Source organism: Streptococcus intermedius SK54 = ATCC 27335 (genome assembly GCF_000413475.1).
Classification (GTDB): domain Bacteria; phylum Bacillota; class Bacilli; order Lactobacillales; family Streptococcaceae; genus Streptococcus; species Streptococcus intermedius.
Genome location: NZ_ATFK01000003.1, coordinates 88,101 through 111,639 on the forward strand (window position 1 = coordinate 88,101; position 23,539 = coordinate 111,639).

The following is a 23,539-nucleotide window of genomic DNA, read 5'->3' on the forward strand; positions in this document are numbered from 1 at the left end:
ATAAAATAAGCTAGGCTATTCCTTTTGAAATAGTCTGGCTTTTGCTTGAAAAAAGAAAGGAAAAGAATGATTCATTTAGTTTGCCCCAATCCTGCTTTGGATCGGACTATTTTACTACATGATTTGAAAGAAGATCTAGTCAATCGTCCGGACGCAGTACATGAAAATGCTGGTGGAAAGAGTTTCAATGTTGCTTATGTTTTGAACTGTGAGAAAGACAAAGAGCAAGGAAATTTTTGTATTCATACGATGCTGGGTGGCAAAATGGGGGAATACATTGAGCAGTTAAATAAAGAAAACTCCATTCCGCTTGTCGTGACCAGAGTAGTGAAAAATACCCGTACTTGCACGATTACGATTGATACTGAAACTGGAAAGACTTATCTAGTTTATGAAAAAGGTTTTGATTTAGATGAAAAACTGCTGGATACATTTACAGCGAATCTTTTAAAATCTATCAAACCTGGTGACAATGTTGTCTTTTCAGGTTCTTTAATGAAAGGTATGCCAGATGATTATATCGCACAAATTAGTCGTCTTTTACCTCAAAATGTAAATTTAGTAGTTGATACTAGCGGCACAGCTTTACAAGCAGCTTTCTTAGCTCGTCCTAAAGTTGTAAAAATTAACGACGAGGAATTGACAGATCTGACTGGAAAACCAACTGATACAGTAGAGCAAGTGGCAAACATTTTGAAAGAGTATGCAGAAATTCCCTATTTTATCGTCACAATGGGTAGTAAAGGGGTTATTGCTCGTTTGCAAGATGATCTGTTTCAACTGACTTTTCCAAAAATTCAAGTCAAAAATCCTATTGCTTCGGGTGATTTCTTTCTCGGCAGCCTTTGCCATTCTTTAGACAACAAAGGATTCATTGATAGAGAAGCAGTCATTCGTGCCTGTGCTTACGCAACAGCGAACTGTCTGCAATGGATTCCAAAAGTAGATAAGGAGGATGTAAAACATATTATACAAGAGATTCAATTGAGATCTTTATAACATTGATAATTTGCTTGTTTTATGAAATTTTCTAAATGATAGCATTCCATCTTTATAGAAATCTTAAATATAGGAGGATTCATTTAGAGTAGAGTAAGCAAAAGAGCATTTTGGTGTTACAACTGGTTAACAATTCAATGAAAGGAAAATATATGAAGAGAGGACAATGTTTAAAAAAGTGTCGGTGTAGCTCAATCCGAAAGCTCATACTGAGTTTTGGTTTCATCGTTTCTAGTATGTTTTTATATAGTGTATTTTCAGTAGATGGTGATAATTTGTTATCAAATAAAGTTGATGCTGCAACCTATACACAAGCAGCACTTTATAAACAGAAGGAAAAAAATACTGTGAATTCAACTGGGTTAAAAAACGGAGAGGATAAGACAGAACCAACTAAAAAGTTGTTGACAAATCAATCTGAAAAAAAACAGTCAAAAAATTTCACTACCTCTCCAGAACAATGGTACAAAGTAAATCGTTACCTTAAAACTGATAAAACGGTTAATTTTGATTCTGCGTGGAAATTTGCGATGGGGGAACTTCCAGGAGCATCAGAAAGGAATTATGATGATTCTAGTTGGAAGACTTTAAATTTACCGCATGATTTTAGTTTAAAACAAGACTACACCCAAAGTGGTGAAGCAGAGAGTGGTTATAAATTAGGCGGAATTGGCTGGTATCGCAAAACGTTTTCTGTGAATGAAACAATCGCAAAAGGACGTGTCTACCTTAAGTTTGATGGATCTTATATGGAAACGGAAGTTTTCGTAAATGGCCATTCATTAGGAGTTCATTCAAATGGTTATACATCATTTACCTTCGATGTAACAAAATATTTAAAAATTGGGGAAGAGAATACCATAGCTATTAAAGTGACGAATAAAATACCAAGTTCGCGCTGGTATTCTGGTAGTGGTATTTATCGTTCGCTTCAATTAGTATTTACACCTGCGGTCCATTTGGCGGACAATGGAATTGTGATGAAAACGCCAGATTTATCACAGACAGCTCAGTCAGGAACTGGAAGTCAAGTGCATGTTACTGCTAAGGTTTACAATCAATCAGGGAATGCTTCGCAGATTCGTGTAAAATCAATATTGTACGAGCGGAAAGAAGACGGTAGTTTGGGTCAAAAAGCTGCTGAATCAGAATTATCACAACCAGTTGATGTCAAATCAGGTGAGCAAGTACCTGTCAATCAACAGTTTTCAATCGTCAAGCCGAAGTTATGGTCGCCTGACAATCCCACTTTATATGTGTTGAGAACAGAACTGTACCAAAATGGCCAAAAGATTCAGACTGTCGATCAAGAAACTGGTTTTAGATATACATCTTTTAATAGTGAGACGGGCTTTTCACTCAATGGACAAACGATGAAATTGAAAGGTGTCAGTATGCACCATGACCAAGGTGCCTTAGGTTCAGCTGCTTATTACAATGCTATTGAAAGACAAGTTAGCATTCTAAAGCGTATGGGTGTGAATGCTATTCGTGTTACTCATAACCCAGCTTCTCGTGCCCTGAAAGACATTGCGAATCGCATGGGAATGTTACTGATTGATGAGGCTTTTGATGGCTGGCGAGACTATAAAAATGGTAACACTTATGATTATACACGTTTTTTTGATAAAAAAATCGGAAACTCAGTAGAAGGGTTATCAAATGTAGAGTCACCTGATCAGACATGGGCAGAGTACCATATTAAACAAATGGTTCGGAGCGGGATTAATGATCCATCCATTATTATGTGGTCAACAGGAAATGAGGTAACAGAAGGAACTTCAAAAGCTTCTGCAGGCACTTATCCTCAACTGATAGCACAATTAATTAACTGGATTGACCAAGTAGATGGAACTCGTCCATCTACTTTAGGTGACAACTATTTAAAGAGTCGTGATACTACTTCTGTTGGAATGGCAAACGCCTTGACTAACAATAAACTTCAAGGTGTTGTTGGTTATAACTATGCAAATGGAAGCCAATATGATAAGGGACATGAATTGAACCCAAATTGGTTCATCTATGGATCTGAAACAGCTTCTTCTATTAACAGTCGTGGTGTTTATAATGTTAAGAATCAAGAACAACGATCAGATAAGCAATTAAGTTCTTACGATCAAAGCAAAGTTGGCTGGGGACATCTTGCGAGCGAAGCTTGGTATGATGTGATTAAGCGCGATTTTGTAGCAGGTGAATTTGTATGGACGGGATTTGATTATCTTGGTGAGCCTACTCCATGGAATGGAATTGGATCTGGTTCTGTAGGGACATGGCCTGCTCCAAAGAGTTCTTATTTCGGAATTGTTGATACAGCTGGTTTCCCTAAAGATAGCTACTATTTCTACCAAAGCCAATGGAATCAAAAAGTTAAAACACTTCATGTTTTACCAGGGACTTGGAATGAGTCTCTCATTAAAAAAGAGGGTGGCAAAGTAGAAGTTGCGGTTTATTCCAATGCAGCCAAAGTAAAATTAGTTCATGTTAGCGATAAAGGTGTTGAAACTGATCTAGGTACAAAGGCATTTACAAAAGTTACTACCAAAGCAGGACATAGTTATCAAATCTATAAAGGAAATGATAAGCAAGCAGCAGAGCATAAAAATTTATATTTGACTTGGAAGGTACCATACAAAAAAGGTTATCTTAAAGCTATAGCCTATGACGAAAATGGTAAAGTCATTAACAAGACAGAAGGCCGAAAAGAAGTGAAGATGGCTGAGAAAGCGACTAAATTAGCAGCCAAATTAGAAAGTAAAGTCGATTCTAAAGTAACCGATCACTCACTTGCCTATGTAGGAGTTGATGTGCAAGATGCGAAAGGCAATTTGGTAACAGATGCTAACAATAAGGTTGAATTTTCGGTTTCAGGGCCAGCTAAGTTGGTAGGTGTTGACAATGGAAATGCTGTTGATCATCAATCTTATCAAGATACGAATCGCAAAGCTTTTTCAGGGAAAGTTCTAGCCATTGTGAAGATGACTGGTAAGTCTGGGACAGTAACCGTTACAGCTAAGTCTAAAGGTTTGACAACAAGCACTGTTACATTTAAAGTGCAAGCAGGTAAAAAAGAAGTTGTAGATATTGATCAATATAAACTAGCTAAAACAATTTATTTGAAAAAAGGAGCAACGCCTCAGTTACCAAAAACAATCACTGTTAAAAATAGTGAAAATGTCGAATCAAAAGAATCATTAACTTTTGACAAAGAGCAATTAGCAAAAGGCTTGGCTTCAGGAAAAGATTTCACATTGCTTGGAAAGATTGGAAATACGGGTATAACAGTAGAAATTTTGATTTCTATTGTTGGAGATGTAGCTGCTATGAAAAATATCAGTACAGCTGTAGAAAAAGGCAGAGTACCAGATCTTCCAAAATATGTGCAAGCTTATGTGAAAAGTGGTAATCTATTGTCTGCACAATTTCCTGTGACATGGAAGATACCAACCAGTAGTATTTTTGATAAAGTTGGTACTGTAACGGTAAAAGGAGTTGCAGATGTACTAGGAGATAAATTCCCGGTAACAATAACTGTTCGGGTTGCAGAGAAAGGTGTTCAGCTTGGAACGAATGTTGCGCCGTTGACGACAGACTTATCTGCTACTACAACATCGGATACTTTGTCGGCAGTTAATGATGGCAAACGCAAGATGGTACCGAACACAACTTCTGGGCCAAACTCTACGCGATGGTCAAATTACGACGAGGCACAAAAAGGCAATCCAAAGGCAACGTTGACCTTTAATTATGCTACCGCCCAAAATATTAAATTGGTGAATATTGTTTATAACAAAGATAATTGGTCGTTGCGCATTCCAGAAAAAGGAAAAGAACTTGAAGCAGCTAACTTTACTTGGAGTCGTTTAAAAGGTGGAAAACCAGAGAATATTAAAGCCAAAGTTGTTGGTAGAAAAGAGCTGGATGGTAACAACGTATTAGTCACTTATGAACTAGAAAAAGCTGTACCGGCAGTTGAGTTTAAAATCAATGTGAAGAGTACGAATATTGATTTGGGAAATAGAAAATCGTCTCTTGGTATTTCAGAAATTGAATTGATGACAGCGATTGAAACTTTTGATTTGTATAATGAAGCTAAATTAAGTGAAATTCGAGTTGGCGATAAAGTTATTAAAGGGAAACAATTAACAAAGGACATTGTCACGCAAGCTTCAGGAAAAATTACGGCTTCTAATCCTTCTAAAAACGTAGCTGTTACAGTTGTGCAGACGAAGGAAGATGAAACAAGAATCTTTACAGAGTCAGAAGACAAATCGCAGCATGAAACCTATACACTACGTTTGCTTCCAGAAAATCCGAAAGCAAGTGCTAAAGATAAATATGTTCCGAGAAAAGATATTACATTGTCAGCAGGATCTGTTCAGCCGGGTGCAGAGAATGCGGTTGAAAATGCGAATGACTTTAATGTGGATAGCATGTGGCATTCTGATTGGGCAGGCACTTCTGCAAGAAATCTTTGGGCAACTTTTGATACTGGAAAAATAAGAACAATCAATGGTTTAGCTTATCTTGAGCGGATGGATAAAATCCAAAATGGTAAGATTATTGATTATGAAATTTATGCTAGCAAAAATAATAAAGATTGGTTTAAAGTCGCAAAAGGTCGCTTTGCAGATGTTGAAAAATGGCAGGAAGCCTCATTTGCTCCTGTAAAAGCCCGCTATCTCAAATTGGTCGGTGTAAAAACTCTGAGTGATAATTCTAAGAAGTTCATATCGGCTAGTGAACTGCGAGTTCGAGAAACGACTCAAAAAGCTTCTGATGAAATACCATTGACAGATAAAAATGTGACCTTAAAAGAAGATAAAATAGCTTATACAGGACAAGCCCTTACGCCAAAACCGGTTGTGAAAGTGGGAAATGAAGTATTAACTGAGGGTCAAGATTATAAGTTGACTTATGAAAATAATATCGGTAAAGCAGATAAAGATACTGTGGCCACAGTTACAGTAACGGGTATGGGCAAGTATACAGGTACTGTCAAGAAAACCTTTATCATTTCTGCCAATCCAAATCAAAAAGAGCCTGAAAATCCAGAACAAAAACAAAAATTGGCATTAATGAAAGCTATTTCATTAGATGCAGGGCGCAAATACTTCTCTGCTGCTCAAATCAAAGAAATTATTGATGAAGCAAGCAAGAGAGGTTATACACATCTGCATCTTCTGTTAGGAAATGATGCTTTGAGATTCTTGTTAAATGACATGACTCTGAAAGTGAATGGAAAAACGTATAGCAGTGATGAAGTAAAAGCAGCAATTGTACATGGAACAGACGCTTATTATAAAGATCCACATGGCAATCATTTGACACAAGCTGAGATGGATGACATTCTTCAATATGCGAAAACAAAGAATATTGCTCTGATTCCAGCGATTAACAGTCCGGGGCATATGGATGCTATTCTAGATGCAATGGAGCAACTCGGTATTAAAGATGCTCGATTTAGTTACAATGGTAAAAAATCAAAACGAACGATTGATTTGAATAATTCGGATGCAGTTCGTTTTACAAAAGCACTCATTAAAAAATATGCTGAATACTTCTCAAATAAGGTCGAAATCTTTAATATTGGTCTTGATGAATATGCAAATGATGTCAGCAAGGAAAGCGGATTTGGTCTTTTGCAACGAACGGGAAATTATCCTAAATTTATCAATTATGTAAATGAATTAGCAAAAATTGTTAAAGATCTGCATTTGAAACCAATGGCATTTAATGATGGGTTCTACTATAATAACGATAAGAGTTCAGGTGCTTTTGATTCTGACATTATTATTTCTTATTGGACAGCTGGTTGGAGCGGATATACTGTAGCTTCCTCCAAGTATCTATCAGAAAAAGGACATAAAATTCTAAATACGAATGATGCGTGGTACTATGTTTTAGGACGTGAAACGAAACATAGTGGCTGGTATAATCTTGAACAAGGCTTAAATGGAATGGATAAAACACCGCTAGATTCTGTACCGAAATCTGAAGGTGCAAAAATTCCAATTTTAGGTAGTATGATTGCTGCTTGGGCAGATGAGCCAAGTCGAGCGTTTAATAAAGAGAATTTCATTCGTTGGATAGATCGCTTTGTAGAACGCAATTCTTCTTACTTCCGAGCCAACTATAAACAGGTAGATTCTGAGTTAAGTAAAGTTCCTAAAAACTTAGAAGATTATACTTCTGAAAGTGTTGCGAAATTAAAGCAAGTGATGGATTCTATCAATCGAGATTTAAGTCGTGCAGATCAAGCAAAAGTTGATGCTTATGCAAACGCACTAAAGACAGCACGTGAAGGTTTAGTTGCCATTGAGCGAAAAGATTATACGTTAAAAATAATGGAAAATGGAGTACTTGCGAAATCTCAAGTCTTTAAACAATTAAAATTGACAGATTTTAAGAAAAAAATAGATGATGAAATTGCCCAACGCAAAGCAGCTGGTTGGATTTTAGAATCACAAGAGAACGAGGGAAATACCCATATCTTAAAATTTAAAAAGGACAAAGCGACCCCAGATCCAAAAGATAAAGATAAAGAGGGTAAGAGTCCTGACGGGTCAACACCTGAAAAACCGGCTCCTGGTGATAGTTCTCATCCGAAGAATCCAAATGTGCAAGATGGATCCACACCTCCATCTACGAATTCTTCTTCGGCAGAAACTAATCAGCCTTCTAACGATGCAGAGGAAACAAGAGGAAATTCATTACCTAAAGCAAATACGATAAATTCAAATCTTACATTCGTTGGTTTTGCAATCTTAGCTTCGGTTGCTGTTTTGAGATTTTTTGTCAAGAAAAATCGAAAGAAAAAATAACGATATTCTAAAGAGTTTGAATAGCATAAAAAGTTTAGTAGCCGTTTACTTCATAAAAAATGTTTTAAAAACAACACGTAAGGGTTTACAAAACAACTTATTTATGTTATAATAAATATACAATTAAATAGGGTGAGCGTTACTAAGCTTCATTAGGCGTAACCACAGATAAATGTGAAAAATTTATTCTAATTTTCCATTTGTTTGTGGTTACTTTTTATTTTATGAAAACTCAGTATACAATAAGGAGGATAATATGTACCGAATCGTACATCCTATGAATAATAATGTTGCTTTAGCTAAAAATGAACATCATGAAGAAGTGATGCTGATTGGTAGCGGCATAGCATTTAATAAAAAGAAAGGGGATGTTGTTCTTGAAAGTAAGATCGAGAAAATCTTTCATTTGAGAACTGAGGAATCAAAAGAGAATTTTGTTGCGCTTCTAAAAGACGTTCCTTTGGACTTTATTACAATTACTTATGATATCATTGAAAGTCTGTCTAAAAAGTACAATTATCCAGTACAAGAGTATATCTACATCACATTAGCAGATCATATTTATTGTGCCTATCAAGCTGTTATACAGGGAAACTATAAAGAAAGTGATTTACCAGATGCGTCTGATAAGTATCCGATTCCCTATCAGATTTCTAAAGAAGCGGTTGATATATATCGAGAACGAATCTTGGATAGTTTTCCGGATGATGAAATTAGTCGGATCGCCTTTCATTTTATCAATGCAGAAGGAACGACAAGCACAGTTGGACAACAGCATCTAGATCAGCGCAAAGAATTATTAATTTTGGTTGAAGCAGAATTGAGACGAAATGAAATTAGAAGAACAAAAGAGAATAGTAACTTTTATGATCGTTTCATGATTCATCTGAACTATTTCTTGGATTCTTTGAATAGAAGTCGGGATGATAATCGATCTCTGAGGGAAATGGAAACTCAAATCAGACTTACCTATCCTAAGGCATATAAAATTGCGACAGGGATTTATGATATTATCTCTCGTGAGACAGGAGTTGATTTGTATCAAAGTGAGCGTGTATATTTAGTTTTACATATTCAAAGATTGCTATAACATAAATCTATTAAACATAGGAAAGGAAATATACGAATGAATAGGGAAGAAACAACATTACTTGGCTTTGAAATCGTAGCTTATGCAGGCGATGCTCGTTCAAAATTATTAGAAGCTTTAAATGCTGCTCAGAAGGGTGAATTTGAACAGGCAGAAAAGTTAGTAAAAGAAGCAGATATCTGCATTGCAGACGCGCATCGTGCACAGACTGATTTACTGACAAAAGAAGCGGCTGGAGAAGATTTGGCTTATAGTGTTACCATGATGCACGGACAAGATCATTTAATGACAACATTATTATTGAAAGACTTAATGAAGCATTTCATTGAACTATACAAAAAGGAGGCAACAAGATGAATACTTTAATTGCACAGATTGAAAAAGCAAAACCTTTATTTGAGAAGATTTCTCGAAATATCTATTTGCAAGCGATACGTGATGGTTTTATAGCCAGCATGCCAGCGGTTTTGTTTTCCAGTATTTTCTTGCTGATTGCTGCTGTACCAAATATATTTGGTTTTAAATGGGCGCCTGCACATCTAGCACTCATTATGAAACCTTATAATTATACGATGGGATTTTTGGCAGTTTTAGTTGCAGGAACAACTGCTAAATCTTTAACGGATTCAGTCAATCGTAAATTGGAAAAGACCAATCAAATTAACTTTCTTTCAACGATGTTAGCTGCAGTCTGCGGTCTGTTGCTGTTGGCGGCGGATCCAATTAAGAATGGTATTGCAAATGGTCTTCTTGGGACTAGAGGTTTGCTGACTGCTTTTCTGGCTGCTTTTATCACAGTTAATATCTACAAGGTATGTATAAAAAATAATGTCACTATTCGTCTTCCGGAAGAAGTACCACCAAATATTGCACAGGTATTTAAAGATGTGATTCCATTTGCTTTATCTATTCTGTCTCTTTATGGACTTGATTTAATTGTTCGGCAAACATTGGGAACTAATGTTGCAGAATCTGTTGGTAAAATCTTAGCACCACTGTTTTCTGCTACAGATGGCTATATCGGCTTGGCGATTGTGTTTGGTGCCTATGCTTTCTTTTGGTTTGTTGGAATTCACGGGCCTTCAGTAGTTGAACCTTTGATAGTAGCAATCAGTTATGCAAATATTGAAGCAAATGTTAAGCTTGTACAAGCGGGTATGCATGCAGATAAAATTTTGAATCCAGTAACACAGACTTTTATAGTTACTATGGGTGGTACAGGTGCCACACTGGTTGTTCCGTTTATGTTCATGTGGTTATGTAAATCCAAACGCAACAAGGTGATTGGACGTGCGTCTGTTGTGCCAACGTTCTTTGGTGTAAATGAGCCAATCTTATTTGGGGCTCCAATCGTTTTGAACCCAATTTTCTTTATTCCATTTGTTTCTGCACCAATTATCAATGTTTGGATTATGAAGTTCTTTGTAGATGTTTTGCGGATGAACAGCTTCAGTATTATCCTACCTTGGACAACGCCAGCACCAATTGGTATTGTCATGGGAACAGCACTCGCACCGTTGTCATTTGTTTTAGCGATTACTCTCATTCTTGTCGATATTGCTATCTATTATCCATTTGTTAAAGTTTATGACAATCAAATTTTAGAAGAAGAACTCAATGACAAAGTTTCTGATGATTTAAAAGAAAAGGTTTCTGAAAAATTTGATACGAGAAAAGCAGATGCGATTTTGGAAAAGAGTTTTGACAAGCAAGCAAAATCTAATATTTCAAAACAAACCAATGTTCTCGTTTTATGTGCTGGTGGTGGAACGAGCGGTCTTTTAGCAAATGCTTTGACAAAAGCAGCGAAAGAATACAATGTCCCTGTGACAGCGGCGGCAGGAAGTTATGGTTCTCACCGCGATATTTTACCAGAATATCAATTAGTCATTCTTGCTCCTCAAGTTGCTTCTAATTATGAGGATATTAAAATTGAAACTGATAAATTAGGAATTAAACTTGCTAAGACAGAGGGTGGTCAGTACATTAAATTGACCCGTGATGGAAAAGGTGCATTAGCCTTTGTCCAAGAGCAGTTTGAGCAAAAAGGAGAATAGCATGACGAAAACATTGCCTAGAGATTTTATATTTGGTGGTGCTACGGCTGCTTATCAGGCAGAAGGTGCAACACACACCGATGGGAAAGGCCCAGTTGCGTGGGATAAGTATCTAGAAGACAACTACTGGTACACAGCAGAACCTGCCAGTGACTTTTATCATAAATATCCTGTTGATTTAAAGTTGGCAGAAGAGTTCGGTGTAAATGGGATTCGTATTTCAATTGCTTGGTCTCGTATTTTTCCAGCAGGGTATGGTGAAGTCAATCCAAAAGGTGTTGAATTTTATCATCGGTTGTTTGCGGAGTGCCATAAACGACATGTTGAACCATTTGTTACCTTGCACCATTTTGATACGCCAGAGGCGCTTCATGCAAATGGTGATTTCCTCAACCGTGACAATATCAAATATTTTGTAGATTATGCAGCATTTTGCTTTGAGGAATTTTCTGAAGTTAATTTCTGGACAACTTTCAATGAAATTGGTCCGATTGGAGAAGGACAATACATGGTAGGGAAATTTCCTCCAGGCATCACCTATGATTTTGCTAAAGTTTTCCAATCTCATCACAATATGATGGTAGCGCATGCTCAGGCAATCAAGATATATAAAGATAAACAGTATAAGGGAGAAATTGGTATTGTACATGCCTTGCCAACAAAATATCCTTATAATCCTGAAAATCCTGGCGATGTACGAGCAGCAGAATTGGAAGACATCATTCATAACAAATTTATTTTGGATGCCACTTATCTTGGTCACTATTCAGCAAAAACAATTGAAGGTGTCAATCATATTCTTGCTGTCAATGGTGGAGAACTGGATTTGCGTGATGAAGATTTTACTGCTCTTGAAGCAGCTAAGGATTTGAATGATTTTCTGGGAATTAACTATTATATGAGCGATTGGATGCGTGAATTTGATGGAGAAACTGAAATTAGTCATAATTCTAAAGGAGATAAAGGTGGCTCAAAATATCAGTTAAAAGGTGTTGGTCGTCGTGAATTTGACGTAGATGTTCCTCGTACAGATTGGGATTGGATGATTTATCCACAAGGTTTATATGACCAAATTATGCGAATTAAGCGAGATTATCCAAATTATAAGAAAATTTACATCACAGAAAATGGTTTAGGCTATAAAGATGAGTTTGTAGATAATACGGTTTATGATGATGCTCGAATTGACTATGTTAAGAAACATTTGGAAGTTTTAGCTGATGCTATTGCGGACGGCGCCAATGTAAAAGGCTACTTCTTATGGTCGCTGATGGATGTATTTTCTTGGTCAAATGGCTATGAGAAACGTTATGGTCTCTTCTATGTTGACTTTGAAACACAGGAGCGCTACCCTAAAAAGAGTGCTTACTGGTATAAAGAACTATCGCAAACGCGAAAAATTCGTTAATGAAGTTGAATGGCAGTATTGATATTTATCAGTCAAACTGCCATTTCTTATTGTCGCATATTACTTTATATATTTTTTGTAACAATTTCCTACGGTCCGTGTGATATTTTTGGAATCTATTGACTTGAAAAAATTCCTCTTTATATAATGGAATAGAACATTTTTATAAGGAGGTCATATGACTTTATCAGGACTCATTGTTTTGGTGGTATTTATATTTCGGTTGGTATTTTTGAAACGATCTATTAAAAACGAAAAGGCGATTCTGGCAAATGGTGGCCGCGAATATGGCGTTCAAAATACCAAATATATCACCATCCTTCATATTTTATTTTACCTTTCTTGCTTTGCAGAAGCCACAATACGTCAAGTTCATTTTGATACGTTCGGTGTTATGGGGCTAGGGCTCTTAATATTTGCGATGTTTATGCTCTATGTTGTGACAAAACTTTTAGGGGAAATTTGGACTGTAAAGCTGATGCTGGTTAAGAATCATCAATTTGTTGACCATTGGCTTTTCCGTTATGTCAAACATCCAAATTACTTCTTGAATATCATTCCGGAGTTGATTGGTTTAGCACTTCTTTGCCACGCTCTCCTTTCATTTTGCATTTTGTTTCCGTTCTATATTATTGTTCTATACAATCGTATCAAGGAAGAAGAACAGCTCCTTCGAGAAGTCATTATTCCAAATGGAATTGTTGAAAAATAATATTGGAATAACTGCTATTGTTTAAATAGCTGGAGATATAAATGATTCAACCTACAAATAGATAGTATAAAAAGAGGCGAGGCTAGGACAAAAGTCTTTAGTTTAAAAGTGTGCAGTTTAATAAAGCACAGAAGCTCTCTCCAATTGCTCAAAGCTATGCTTTGAGCAATTGGAGAGAGCTTCTGTAAATTTCAAGGTTATCGCTTTTCAGGTTCGGAAGAATACTCTTGATGAAAACTTCGTTTCCTTTATTGGGCACTTCAACAGCCTATCAAATTGTCGAATAAGCTTGTAGGGGTGAGACTATGAACTCAAAAATTTTCTATCTTGAGCATAATCTCACCTCTTTTTCTTATGCTCGTTGATATAGGCTAATTTTTGTTGGCGTGTTTTCCTTTTAAAGAGTGCCTCAGCTGACATGGCAGAGGGTTTATTGGAGAATTCCTCTTGGTATAAAAGAGTAACAGGTAATCGTGCACGTGTATATTTGGCGCCTTTCCCAGCATTGTGTGCGGCCACTCGTTTTTGGACATTGGTCGTATAACCTGTATAGAGAGAACCATCAGCACATTTTAGGACGTACATATAGGCTTTATTTTCCATAGTAGATCTCATGAATTTCGGGAGTGTAGCTGCCATCTTGGTTGTGAATGAACAGTGGTGGTAAGATTTTGAGTCCATCACGGGAGCCATCTTTGATAGCTTCAATAAGGAGCATATTGGCTTCTCGATTTGCCTTGGGATAAACAAACCGAATGCGCTTTGGTGCTAAATTATGAGCTGTCATAGTGTCCATAATGTCAAGAAATCGTTCAGGACGATGCACCATTGCCAAACGCCCATTAGATTTCAAAACTCGCTGAGAAATTTTGCAGATTTCTTCAAGATTTGTCGCAATTTCATGCCGTGCAAGCAGATAATGTCGACTTGCGTTGAGGTTGGAATGCTCATCTACTTTAAAATAAGGTGGATTACAGAGAATCATGTCTACTTGGTTACCACTAATGTATTTGGTAAGGTATTTCAAATCATCTTGAATCACCTGCATTTGACTAGTCAAGTTATTTAGCTCAATGGAGCGCTGAGCCATATCTGTCAATCGTTCTTGAAGTTCTACAGCAATGATTTGAGCTTGTGTGCGCGTGCTTGCAAAAAGGCCGACAGCACCATTGCCGGCACATAGGTCAATAATCAATCCACTCTTAGGTAATTTTGGAAAATGTGAGAGGAGCACGCTATCCACTGAGTAGCTGAAAACCTCTCGGTTTTGGATAATTTTGACGTCAGTGGAAAAGAGCTGATTGACCCGCTCCCCGTCTTTTAAAAAAATTTCTGCCATACAGTCTTATTATATCATGTTTTATAAAGGATGCAGCAATAAAAATAGGTGGTAAGGAAAAAGTGGAAACAACAAATTTGAAAAAGTCATTGCAAAATTTGTAGATCTTTTGGATAGTGCAAAAGATTAGTTTTCCAAGATGGTACCCAAAACGGTACTAAAAGTAAAAAAGCCAATTCCAATTTCTTGGAAAAGGCTTTGTATCAACGCTTTTAAGCAAGCAATGCGGTTGATTATTTGAGACCGTATTTTTTGTTGAAACGATCCACACGTCCGTCTGCTTGAGTGAATTTTTGGCGTCCAGTATAGAATGGATGTGAATCTGATGAAATTTCCACACGGATTAGTGGATAGGTATTTCCATCTTCCCATTCAACAGTTTCGCTAGAATGCTTAGTAGAACCACTAAGGAATTTGTAGCCAGTTGAAGTATCCATAAAGACAACAGGACGGTATTCAGGATGAATATCTTTTCTCATTTTAAAAAATTTCCTTTCTGCCATGGTCTCTCTGCGAGCCATAGATTCATTACTTTGATAGTTTACCAAATTCTACCGATTTTGACAAGTCTTTTCTCTCAATTTTAATGTCTTTTTGCCAATTCTTTTAATTCTTGGTAAATTTTTTCGATTTCTTCTGTAGAGTAAGCATTGGCACCACTAGCAAGTGGATGACCGCCTCCATCATGTTTTTTAGCCACTTCATTGATAGGGATAAATTTACTCCGTAGACGAACTCGGTAATTGCCATTTTCTTGTTCAACAAAAATTCCCCAAAGTTCAACACTGTCAATCCGCCCTGGAGCTGAAACGATAGCAGAAGTATCAGCATCTGTTAACTGATTGGATTTGAGAAGTTCTTGAGTTAAAATAACACGAGCTGCACCATTTTCATCGACTTCTAAATGATCGTAAACGTAGCCTTGAAGTTTAGCGATTTGATAGCTGAAAGAGTCCATTTTCCGCGCTAAAGCAGCAAAGTCAAAAGGATATTCGCGAAGTTTGCTGGCGATAGCCATAGTTCGGGCAGTTGTGGCAGGATATAGGAAACGCCCAGTATCACCAACGATTCCAGCATAAAGTAACTTAGCAGAATAATCATCTAATTTTAGATGATTTTCTAATGCAAAGAGAGCAATTAACTCACTAGCGCTACTTGAGCTAGTATCTACCCAAGCAATGTCTCCATAAATATCATCGTTTGGATGATGATCGATTTTGATGAGAAAATCTCCTTTGCTGTAGCGTTCATCATCAATTCGTGCAGTATTTGCTGTATCGCAAACAATCACTAAAGCATTTTTGTAATCATCATCTGAAATCTCATCCATGGTAGCCAGCCAAGCAAGACTAGGTTCAGTCGTTCCTGCTACTTTAATCTGTTTCTCAGGAAAATTTACTTGAAGTAATTTCTTTAAACCGACTTGGCTACCCAAGGCATCAGGATCAGGTCGCATGTGACGATGGATAATGATCGTATCATATTCTTTGATTTTATGTAAAATTTGCTTAAAAATTTCCATGTTATAACCTCTAATCTACCTTTTATTCATTGTATCATAAGATAACTATTTTAAAAAGAAAAAGTGGAAAGTGACAGGCCTTGGAGAGGTTTGAAGTGCAACTATTTGTTCAATGTGTTATAATAAGCTGATAGAACATTTTGGAGGAAATTATGGCTTTAGCAAAAATTGTATTTGCTAGTATGACAGGAAATACAGAAGAAATCGCAGATATTGTAGCTGATAAATTGAAAGAACTTGGTTTAGAAGTAGATATTGATGAATGCACAATGGTGGATGCAGAGGAATTTTTGGAAGCAGATATCGCAATTGTTGCTTCTTATACATATGGAGACGGTGAATTACCTGATGAGATTATTGACTTTTATGAAGATCTGGCAAGTCTTGATTTGACTGGAAAGGTTTATGGTGTTGTCGGGTCAGGTGACACATTCTATGATGAGTTTTGTAAAGCAGTAGATGACTTTGATCGTGCTTTTGCAGCGACAGGTGCTGAAAAAGGTGCTGAAAATGTCAAAGTTGATTTATCAGCAGAAGAGGAAGACGTTGAAAATTTGGAGAAATTTGCTGAAGAGTTAGCTGCTAAGGTGAGGTAATCATGTAAGAAGGCTAGGGAATTTCCTAGTCTTTTTTAGCTTAATTTATCAGATTTTAGGCATATGTTCTGACATTTTTAATATAGAATAGTATAATGGGAAAAGATGATTTGTAACAATGGGAGGAATAAGATGAAGAAAGAACGAGATTATGCTTTTGGATTTCATGATGATGTGAAACCGTTGTTCTCGACTGGTAAAGGTCTAACAGAAGAGGTTGTTCGTGAAATTTCTGAAATTAAAAATGAACCGCAATGGATGCTGGATTATCGTTTGCGTTCTTTAGAATTATTCCATAAATTGCCTATGCCTAATTTTGGTCCGGATTTATCCGACATACGATTTGATGACATTATCTATTATCAAAAATTAAGTGGAGAACGAGCTAGAAGTTGGGATGAAGTACCAGATGAAATCAAGAAAACCTTTGATCGTCTAGGTATTCCTGAAGCAGAGCGTCAATTCTTATCAGGAACTGTTGCTCAGTATGAATCTGAAGTAGTCTATCACAATATGAAAGAAGAATTTGCCAAGCAAGGGATTATTTTTACAGACACAGACACGGCGGTGCAAGAATATCCTGACTTAGTGAAAAAGTATTTTGGAACAGTAATTTCCAATGCAGAGCATAAGTTTTCTGCTTTGAATAGTGCTGTTTGGTCCGGTGGGACATTTATTTATGTACCTAAGAACGTTCAATGTCAGGTACCGGTTCAGACCTATTTCCGTATCAATGGAGAGAATGCTGGTCAGTTTGAACGTTCCCTCATTATCGTAGATGAGGGGGCCTCTATTCAATACATAGAAGGCTGTACAGCGCCGACTTATACAACCAATAGTCTTCATGCTGCAAATGTGGAAATTATTGTCAAAAAAGATGCCTTTTTCCGTTATACAACGATTCAAAATTGGTCAGACAATGTTTATAATTTGGTGACAGAGCGAGGAACGGTTGAAGAAGGTGGGACTTTGGAATGGATTGATGGCAATCTAGGCAGTAAGGTCAATATGAAATATCCATGCAGCATTCTCAATGGACGCAATGCAAGGACTTCGGTTCTTTCCATGTCCTTTGCTAATTATGGTCAGCACTTGGATGCAGGTTGTAAAGTTTATCATAATGCACCAAAGACTTCTAGCACCTTGATTTCCAAGTCTGTTGCAAAAGATGGAGGTAAAACGGATTATCGGGGGCAAGTCCGTTTTGGAAAGAATAGTGCGGGTTCTAAGTCTCACATTGAGTGCGATACTATTCTTATGGATGGTGAATCTAGTTCAGATACTATTCCATTCAATGAAATTCACAATTCAAATGTTACACTTGAACATGAAGCTAAGGTTTCAAAGGTTTCAGAAGACCAACTTTATTACCTCATGAGTCGTGGCATTAGTGAGGAAGAAGCCACTGCCATGATTATCAATGGCTTTATGGAGCCTATTACTAAAGAACTCCCGATGGAGTACGCAGTTGAACTCAATCAGCTTATCAACATGAGTATGGAAGGATCTGTAGGATAGAAGTAAAAACAGTCGGTAAGACTGTTATTTTTGTCCCTGATTAAAAGAAGAGAACACAAAAAGCACCGAATCGGTGCTCCCTTTTTCAAGTTGAGTACGGACTGGATTAAAAATCACTGCCTTATTTTAACTTGCTGTGTTGTTTCGAATGGTTCCAAAATATATATGCAGTTTTTTTAATTATTCACAAAGTATTACTCTTTCTTCAAGAATTTTTTAGTGAAAAATGCTACAATTAGATAAATAAAGAAAGGGTTGTCTGTATGGAACATAAAAAGAAGGATTTTAGCCTATCATGGTTTTTTCGATGGTTTTTGGATAACAAAGCAATCACCGGTTTTTTGGTGACTTTATTATTGGGGTTGAATATTTTTGTATTAAGCAAAATTAGTTTTATTTTCCTTCCTGTCTTAGAATTTATCGGAGTTATTATGCTGCCAGTTATTCTAGCGGGTCTTTTGTATTATTTATTAAATCCAATTGTTGATTTTATGGAAAAGCATAGAATCAACCGCTTAGTCGCGATTGCGATTGTCTTTATTTTGATTGCATTACTTTTAATTTGGGGATTAGCTGTAGCTATTCCGAGTTTGCAGCATCAGATAGTTAGCTTTGCAAAAAATTTGCCAGCTAATTTGAAAAAATCGAATAAAATTATTCAGGATTTTTTAGAAAATCGGATTTCTGATGATGTCAAGCCCCAATTGGAAGAGATTGCAAATAATTTTTCAAATCAAGTGACAACTTGGGCAAGTCATTTTTCATCGAAAGCAGTGAATTGGGTTAGTACATTGATTAGTACGGCTTCGCAGGTGATTGTAGCGATTATTATCATGCCCTTTATCCTTTTTTATCTTTTACGAGATGGAAAAAATTTGAAATCTTATTTGACAAAATTCATGCCAACAAAATTTCGTGACCCTGTTGGTCAAATTTTGACAGACGTCAATACACAGCTTGCTAATTATGTTCGTGGTCAGGTGACTGTTGCTATCATTGTAGCGATTATGTTTATCATTTTCTTTAAGATAATAGGCCTTCGTTATGCGGTTACGCTTGGAGTAACTGCAGGGATTTTAAATTTGGTTCCCTACTTAGGAAGTTTTCTCGCGATGTTACCGGCTCTTGTCTTAGGTTTGATTGCTGGGCCAATTATGCTATTGAAAGTTATTGTTGTCTTTATTGTAGAGCAAACGATTGAAGGGCGGTTTGTATCCCCATTGATTTTGGGTAGTCAATTGAATATCCATCCGATTAATGTCCTTTTTGTCCTTTTGACAGCTGGTTCTATGTTTGGTATTTGGGGTGTTTTACTGGGAATTCCAATTTATGCTTCTGCAAAAGTTGTGATTACTGCTATTTTTAAATGGTATAAAAAAGTTAGCGGTTTGTACGAAGAGGAATTAGTAGATGAAACAGGAGAGAGAATTGAACAACAGTAAAAAAATGGTTGCTTCTCTACAAAAGCAGGATTTGGCGCATGCTAATAAATATTTTGAGAGAGCCCTAACAAATGATACAGAAGAAGAATTACTTGAATTGGCCGATTACTTAGAAAGTATCGGCTTTTTCCCTCAAGCTAAGCAAATTTATGAAAACTTAGCTCCCCACTATCCAGAATCCTATATTAGTTTAGCACAGATTGCTAGTGAAGATGGGAAAGTGGAAGAGGCCTTTGCTTATCTAGAAGAAATTAAGTTTGATAGTGATTGGTACGTGACAGCTCTATTGGTCAAAGCTGATTTGTACCAAATGGAAGGGTTGCCAGACGTTGCAAGAGAAAAATTAGCCGAGGCAAAGCAATTGTCCGATGAACCCTTAGTAACTTTTGGTTTGGCTGAAATAGATTTTGAATTGGGAAATTTTAATCAAGCCATTAAAGAGTATGCTAGTTTAGACAATCGTATCATTTATGAGCAGACAGGTATTTCTACTTATCAGCGAATTGGCGTTTCCTATGCAAATCTTGGTAAATTTGAAGCAGCAGTTGAATTTCTTCAAAAAGCCTTAGAGATTGAATATGATGATATGGTGGCCTTTGAACTAGCAACTATTTTATATGATCAGAAAGAATATCAAAAAGCCAATCTGTACTTTAAGCAAATTGATACGATTTCGTCAGAATTTGAGGACTATGAGTACGGTTATGCTTTGTCGCTTCATGCAGAACATCAGACAGAAGAAGCTTTACGCCTCACGCAGCAGGGCTTATCGAAAAATCCGTTTGACACTCGTCTTTTGCTACTGGCTTCACAACTTTCTTATGAGCTACACGATGAGCAAAAGGCAGAAGAATATCTGCTGCAAGCGCAAGAAAATGCTGAAGACGAGGAAGAAATCGTACTACGTTTGACGAATCTTTATGTGCAGCAAGAGCGTTTTGATGAAGTTTTAGAATTTGAAAAGCGAGATGTAGACAATGTTCTGACGAGATGGAATATTGCGCGTGCCCATCAAGCGTTGGAACATACAAAAGCAGCTGTAGAGCGCTATCGTCTGTTGCTCTCAGACTTAAAGGAAAATCCAGAATTTTTAGAGCAATATATCTATCTACTTCGTGAAACTGGTGACTTTGAAGAAGCAAAATACCAAGCAGAGCATTATCTTCGCCTCGTTCCAGATGATGGTATTATGCAAGAATTGTATGCTAGTTTGTAAAAAGAGTAACAAGCACTATCCTATAAGGCGCATGAGAATTATGCTATAATGATGATCGTGATATTTAGAAAGGATCAAGAAAATGGCTGAAAAATTTGGTGCTGATTTAATTGTGGATAGTTTAATCAATCACAAGGTGGATTATGTATTTGGGATTCCTGGCGCAAAGATTGACCGTGTGTTTGATACATTAGAAGACAAAGGACCACAGCTTATTGTTGCTCGTCATGAACAAAACGCAGCTTTTATGGCGCAAGGGATCGGACGGATTACTGGAGAACCGGGAGTGGTGATTGCAACGAGCGGACCAGGAGCTTCAAACTTAGCTACAGGCTTAGTAACAGCAACAGCAGAAGGTGATCCAGTGCTAGCTTTAGCCGGTCAGGTCAAACGAGCTGATCTTCTCAAACGTGCACATCAGTCCATGGATAATGCTGCACTGTTTAAGCCGATTACCAAGTATTCTGTCGAAGTGCAAGATGGCAATACTCTTTCAGAAATTATTGCTAATGCTTATCGTCATGCTAAGTCCGGAATGCCGGGGGCAAGTTTCATTTCCATTCCGCAGGATGTGGTGGACAGTCAAGTACGAGTAGAAGCAATCAAACCGCTGACGGGTCCTCAACTGGGGTCTAGCTCAGTGGCAGATATCAACTACCTAGCGCAAGCAATTAAAAATGCTGTATTACCCGTTCTTCTATTGGGGAATGGGGCTTCAAGTGCCAAAGTGACAGCTTCGATTCGTCAGTTGTTGGAGCAAGTACAGTTACCTGTTGTGGAAACTTTCCAAGGTGCAGGGATTTTGTCTCGTGAATTGGAAGAAGCAACTTTCTTTGGACGGGTCGGACTGTTTCGTAATCAGCCAGGAGACATGCTGTTGAAGAAATCTGACCTAGTAATTGCTATCGGTTATGACCCTATTGAATATGAAGCGCGCAACTGGAATGCGGAAATTTCTGCTCGTGTTATTGTTATTGATGTAGAGCCGGCAGAGATTGATACTTACTTTCAACCGGAGCGTGAGTTGATTGGAGATATTGCCAATACTTTAGACTTATTGTTGCCAGCGATTAACGGTTATCAATTACCGGAAGGATCGAGAGAATATTTGCAAGTATTACATAATAAGATGGCTGGTGATGTGAAATTTGACCGCAGCCAAACTGAAACAGGACGACTACACCCGCTGGATATTGTCGAAGTCTTGCAGGAAAATACGACAGACGACATGACGGTTACTGTAGATGTGGGTACGCATTATATTTGGATGGCGCGTTATTTCAAAAGCTATGAACCACGGCACTTGCTCTTTTCAAATGGGATGCAAACGCTAGGCGTGGCATTGCCTTGGGCAATCTCAGCAGCCTTGGTTCGTCCTAACACCAAGATTATTTCTGTGTCTGGAGACGGTGGCTTCCTCTTTTCGGCTCAGGAGCTAGAGACAGCGGTTCGTCTACGATTACCAATTGTGCATCTCATTTGGAACGATGGTCATTATAATATGGTGGAATTCCAAGAAGAAATGAAATACGGTCGTTCATCTGGAGTGGACTTTGGGCCTGTTGATTTTGTTAAATATGCAGAGAGTTTTGGTGCAAAGGGATTTCGAGCAACATCTCCAGTGGAATTAATGCAGTTGCTCCAAAAAGCCTTAAAGGAAAATGGACCGGTTATCATTGATGTGCCAGTGGATTACAAGGACAGCAGCACGCTGGGAGAAACCATTCTGCCAGATGAGTTTTATTAAAGAAGAAGTGGGAAAGAACTCGAAATTTTTAAAAGAGTTCGTTTTTCCACGGTTTTTTCAAGGAAAGATAGTAAACATTGTCTAGGAGGAGAAATGGCAGAGCTTGTAACATTATTTCACTACAATACTTTGGGAGCTTTAATGGCGGGGCTTTACAAAGGAACGATGACGATTGGAGAATTGCTTAAACATGGTGATTTAGGGATTGGTACTTTAGACTCCATTGACGGAGAGCTGATTGTGCTTGACGGCAAGGCCTATCAAGCCAAGGGGATAGGAGCAAGTCCTGAAGTGATAGAAGTTTCAACGGATAGGACGGTTCCTTATGCTGCATTGGCTTTCCACCGAGCGGAAGTGCGTTTTCGTCAGGACATTGAGCTAAGCGATGAAGCGTTGAAGAAGTGCATAGAGGCTAGTTATGTCGGGGAAAATCTTTTTCACTCAATTAAGATTCATGGTGAATTTAGTAGCATGCATGTGCGCATGGCTCCAAAAACCTCTCCGGGAAAGAAGTTCGCAGAAATCGCAGCTCATCAGCCGGAGTATCATGCAGAACACATTTCGGGAACAATCGTTGGCTTTTGGACGCCAGAGCTGTTTCACGGTGTCAGCGTAGCTGGTTTTCATCTTCATTTTCTATCGGATGACCACCAATTTGGCGGACATGTTATGGATTTTATCATGAAAAATGGAGAGGTTGAAATCGGAACAATCGCAACATTAGAGCAACGTTTCCCTGTTCAAGACCAAGATTTTCTATCGGCCAAGCTAAATGTGGCGGAGCTAAAGGAAGATATTGAGAAATCTGAATAAAATAGCAGTTAGATAAAAACTCAAATTCTACTCAAAATTCAAGAAAAATGATACTAAAAAGACTTAAAATCAATTCTTTATCCAAGATGATTTTGAGTCTTTTACTATTGGCGAATTTGTGTTTAGTCTCTTATCATGAAAATTCTTGCGTCATCTTGGTCAATGGGCTGAATCAAAACGGTGTATTTTATTGACTACGGTAACAATCTTCCTGAGATGCGACTGGCTGTATCTGAGTGTTAGGCGTCCTAGTAAACAC

At 37.5% G+C, this 23,539-nt stretch carries 17 protein-coding genes; 13 read left to right on the forward strand and 4 right to left on the reverse strand.

Annotated features, from left to right (window positions below; translation table 11 throughout):
• Nucleotides 1-66: 66 nt before the first annotated feature.
• From HMPREF1654_RS04585 to HMPREF1654_RS04615, 7 genes are all read left to right on the forward strand, one after another.
• Nucleotides 67-999, forward strand: coding sequence for a 1-phosphofructokinase family hexose kinase (locus HMPREF1654_RS04585; RefSeq protein WP_003076936.1), 933 nt, complete (start codon nt 67-69; stop codon nt 997-999).
• A gap of 152 nt (nt 1,000-1,151) precedes the next feature.
• On the forward strand, nt 1,152-7,820 hold the full coding sequence (locus HMPREF1654_RS10310) for a family 20 glycosylhydrolase (protein WP_016670388.1): 6,669 nt from the start codon (nt 1,152-1,154) through the stop codon (nt 7,818-7,820).
• A 256-nt stretch (nt 7,821-8,076) separates the two neighbouring features.
• On the forward strand, nt 8,077-8,910 hold the full coding sequence (locus tag HMPREF1654_RS04595; protein WP_003076334.1) for a PRD domain-containing protein: 834 nt from the start codon (nt 8,077-8,079) through the stop codon (nt 8,908-8,910).
• 36 nt (nt 8,911-8,946) lie between these two features.
• Nucleotides 8,947-9,267 carry a PTS lactose/cellobiose transporter subunit IIA gene (locus HMPREF1654_RS04600; protein ID WP_003076629.1) on the forward strand — a complete coding sequence of 107 codons (321 nt, stop codon included), beginning with the start codon at nt 8,947-8,949 and terminating at the stop codon, nt 9,265-9,267.
• Nucleotides 9,264-10,967 carry a lactose-specific PTS transporter subunit EIIC gene (locus HMPREF1654_RS04605; protein ID WP_003072071.1) on the forward strand — a complete coding sequence of 568 codons (1,704 nt, stop codon included), beginning with the start codon at nt 9,264-9,266 and terminating at the stop codon, nt 10,965-10,967. Before HMPREF1654_RS04600 ends, HMPREF1654_RS04605 begins: the two co-directional genes overlap by 4 nt.
• A gap of 1 nt (nt 10,968) precedes the next feature.
• Entirely contained in the window at nt 10,969-12,375 is a 1,407-nt protein-coding gene (gene lacG, locus HMPREF1654_RS04610; RefSeq protein WP_003076308.1) for a 6-phospho-beta-galactosidase, read from the forward strand.
• A gap of 178 nt (nt 12,376-12,553) precedes the next feature.
• Nucleotides 12,554-13,087 (forward strand): isoprenylcysteine carboxyl methyltransferase family protein, encoded by a 534-nt coding sequence (locus tag HMPREF1654_RS04615; protein WP_003076686.1) that lies wholly within the window; start codon nt 12,554-12,556, stop codon nt 13,085-13,087.
• 339 nt (nt 13,088-13,426) lie between these two features.
• Here HMPREF1654_RS04615 and HMPREF1654_RS04620 read toward each other — a convergent pair whose 3' ends face one another.
• From HMPREF1654_RS04620 to HMPREF1654_RS04635, 4 genes are all read right to left on the reverse strand, one after another.
• Entirely contained in the window at nt 13,427-13,690 is a 264-nt protein-coding gene (locus HMPREF1654_RS04620; RefSeq protein WP_003076565.1) for a GIY-YIG nuclease family protein, read from the reverse strand.
• Nucleotides 13,680-14,426, reverse strand: coding sequence for a tRNA1(Val) (adenine(37)-N6)-methyltransferase (locus HMPREF1654_RS04625; protein ID WP_003076302.1), 747 nt, complete (start codon nt 14,424-14,426; stop codon nt 13,680-13,682). Before HMPREF1654_RS04625 ends, HMPREF1654_RS04620 begins: the two co-directional genes overlap by 11 nt.
• Before the next feature lie 233 nt (nt 14,427-14,659).
• Complete coding sequence (locus HMPREF1654_RS04630) at nt 14,660-14,905, reverse strand: type B 50S ribosomal protein L31 (RefSeq protein ID WP_003076512.1); 246 nt, start codon at nt 14,903-14,905, stop codon at nt 14,660-14,662.
• Nucleotides 14,906-15,009: 104 nt separating this feature from the next.
• Nucleotides 15,010-15,948, reverse strand: a complete 939-nt coding sequence (locus HMPREF1654_RS04635; protein WP_003072081.1) for a DHH family phosphoesterase — start codon at nt 15,946-15,948, stop codon at nt 15,010-15,012.
• A 152-nt stretch (nt 15,949-16,100) separates the two neighbouring features.
• Here HMPREF1654_RS04635 and HMPREF1654_RS04640 point away from each other — a divergent pair, with 152 nt between their 5' ends.
• The 6 genes from HMPREF1654_RS04640 to budA all read left to right on the forward strand — a co-directional run bounded on the left by HMPREF1654_RS04640 (nt 16,101) and on the right by budA (nt 23,280).
• A complete protein-coding gene (locus tag HMPREF1654_RS04640; protein WP_003072083.1) occupies nt 16,101-16,544 on the forward strand; it encodes a flavodoxin in 444 nt (147 codons plus the stop codon).
• 132 nt (nt 16,545-16,676) lie between these two features.
• Nucleotides 16,677-18,062, forward strand: a complete 1,386-nt coding sequence (gene sufB / locus HMPREF1654_RS04645; RefSeq protein WP_003076986.1) for a Fe-S cluster assembly protein SufB — start codon at nt 16,677-16,679, stop codon at nt 18,060-18,062.
• Between the two features lie 263 nt (nt 18,063-18,325).
• Complete coding sequence (locus tag HMPREF1654_RS04650) at nt 18,326-19,504, forward strand: AI-2E family transporter (protein WP_003076312.1); 1,179 nt, start codon at nt 18,326-18,328, stop codon at nt 19,502-19,504.
• Nucleotides 19,491-20,720 carry a tetratricopeptide repeat protein gene (locus tag HMPREF1654_RS04655; protein ID WP_003076573.1) on the forward strand — a complete coding sequence of 410 codons (1,230 nt, stop codon included), beginning with the start codon at nt 19,491-19,493 and terminating at the stop codon, nt 20,718-20,720. The genes HMPREF1654_RS04650 and HMPREF1654_RS04655 overlap by 14 nt, the downstream gene beginning before the upstream one ends.
• An 82-nt stretch (nt 20,721-20,802) precedes the next feature.
• A complete protein-coding gene (gene alsS, locus HMPREF1654_RS04660; protein WP_003076780.1) occupies nt 20,803-22,467 on the forward strand; it encodes an acetolactate synthase AlsS in 1,665 nt (554 codons plus the stop codon).
• Nucleotides 22,468-22,560: 93 nt separating this feature from the next.
• The gene (budA, locus tag HMPREF1654_RS04665; RefSeq protein WP_003076642.1) at nt 22,561-23,280 is read left to right on the forward strand and encodes an acetolactate decarboxylase; all 720 of its coding nucleotides are present in this window, start codon (nt 22,561-22,563) and stop codon (nt 23,278-23,280) included.
• Nucleotides 23,281-23,539: the final 259 nt, after the last annotated feature.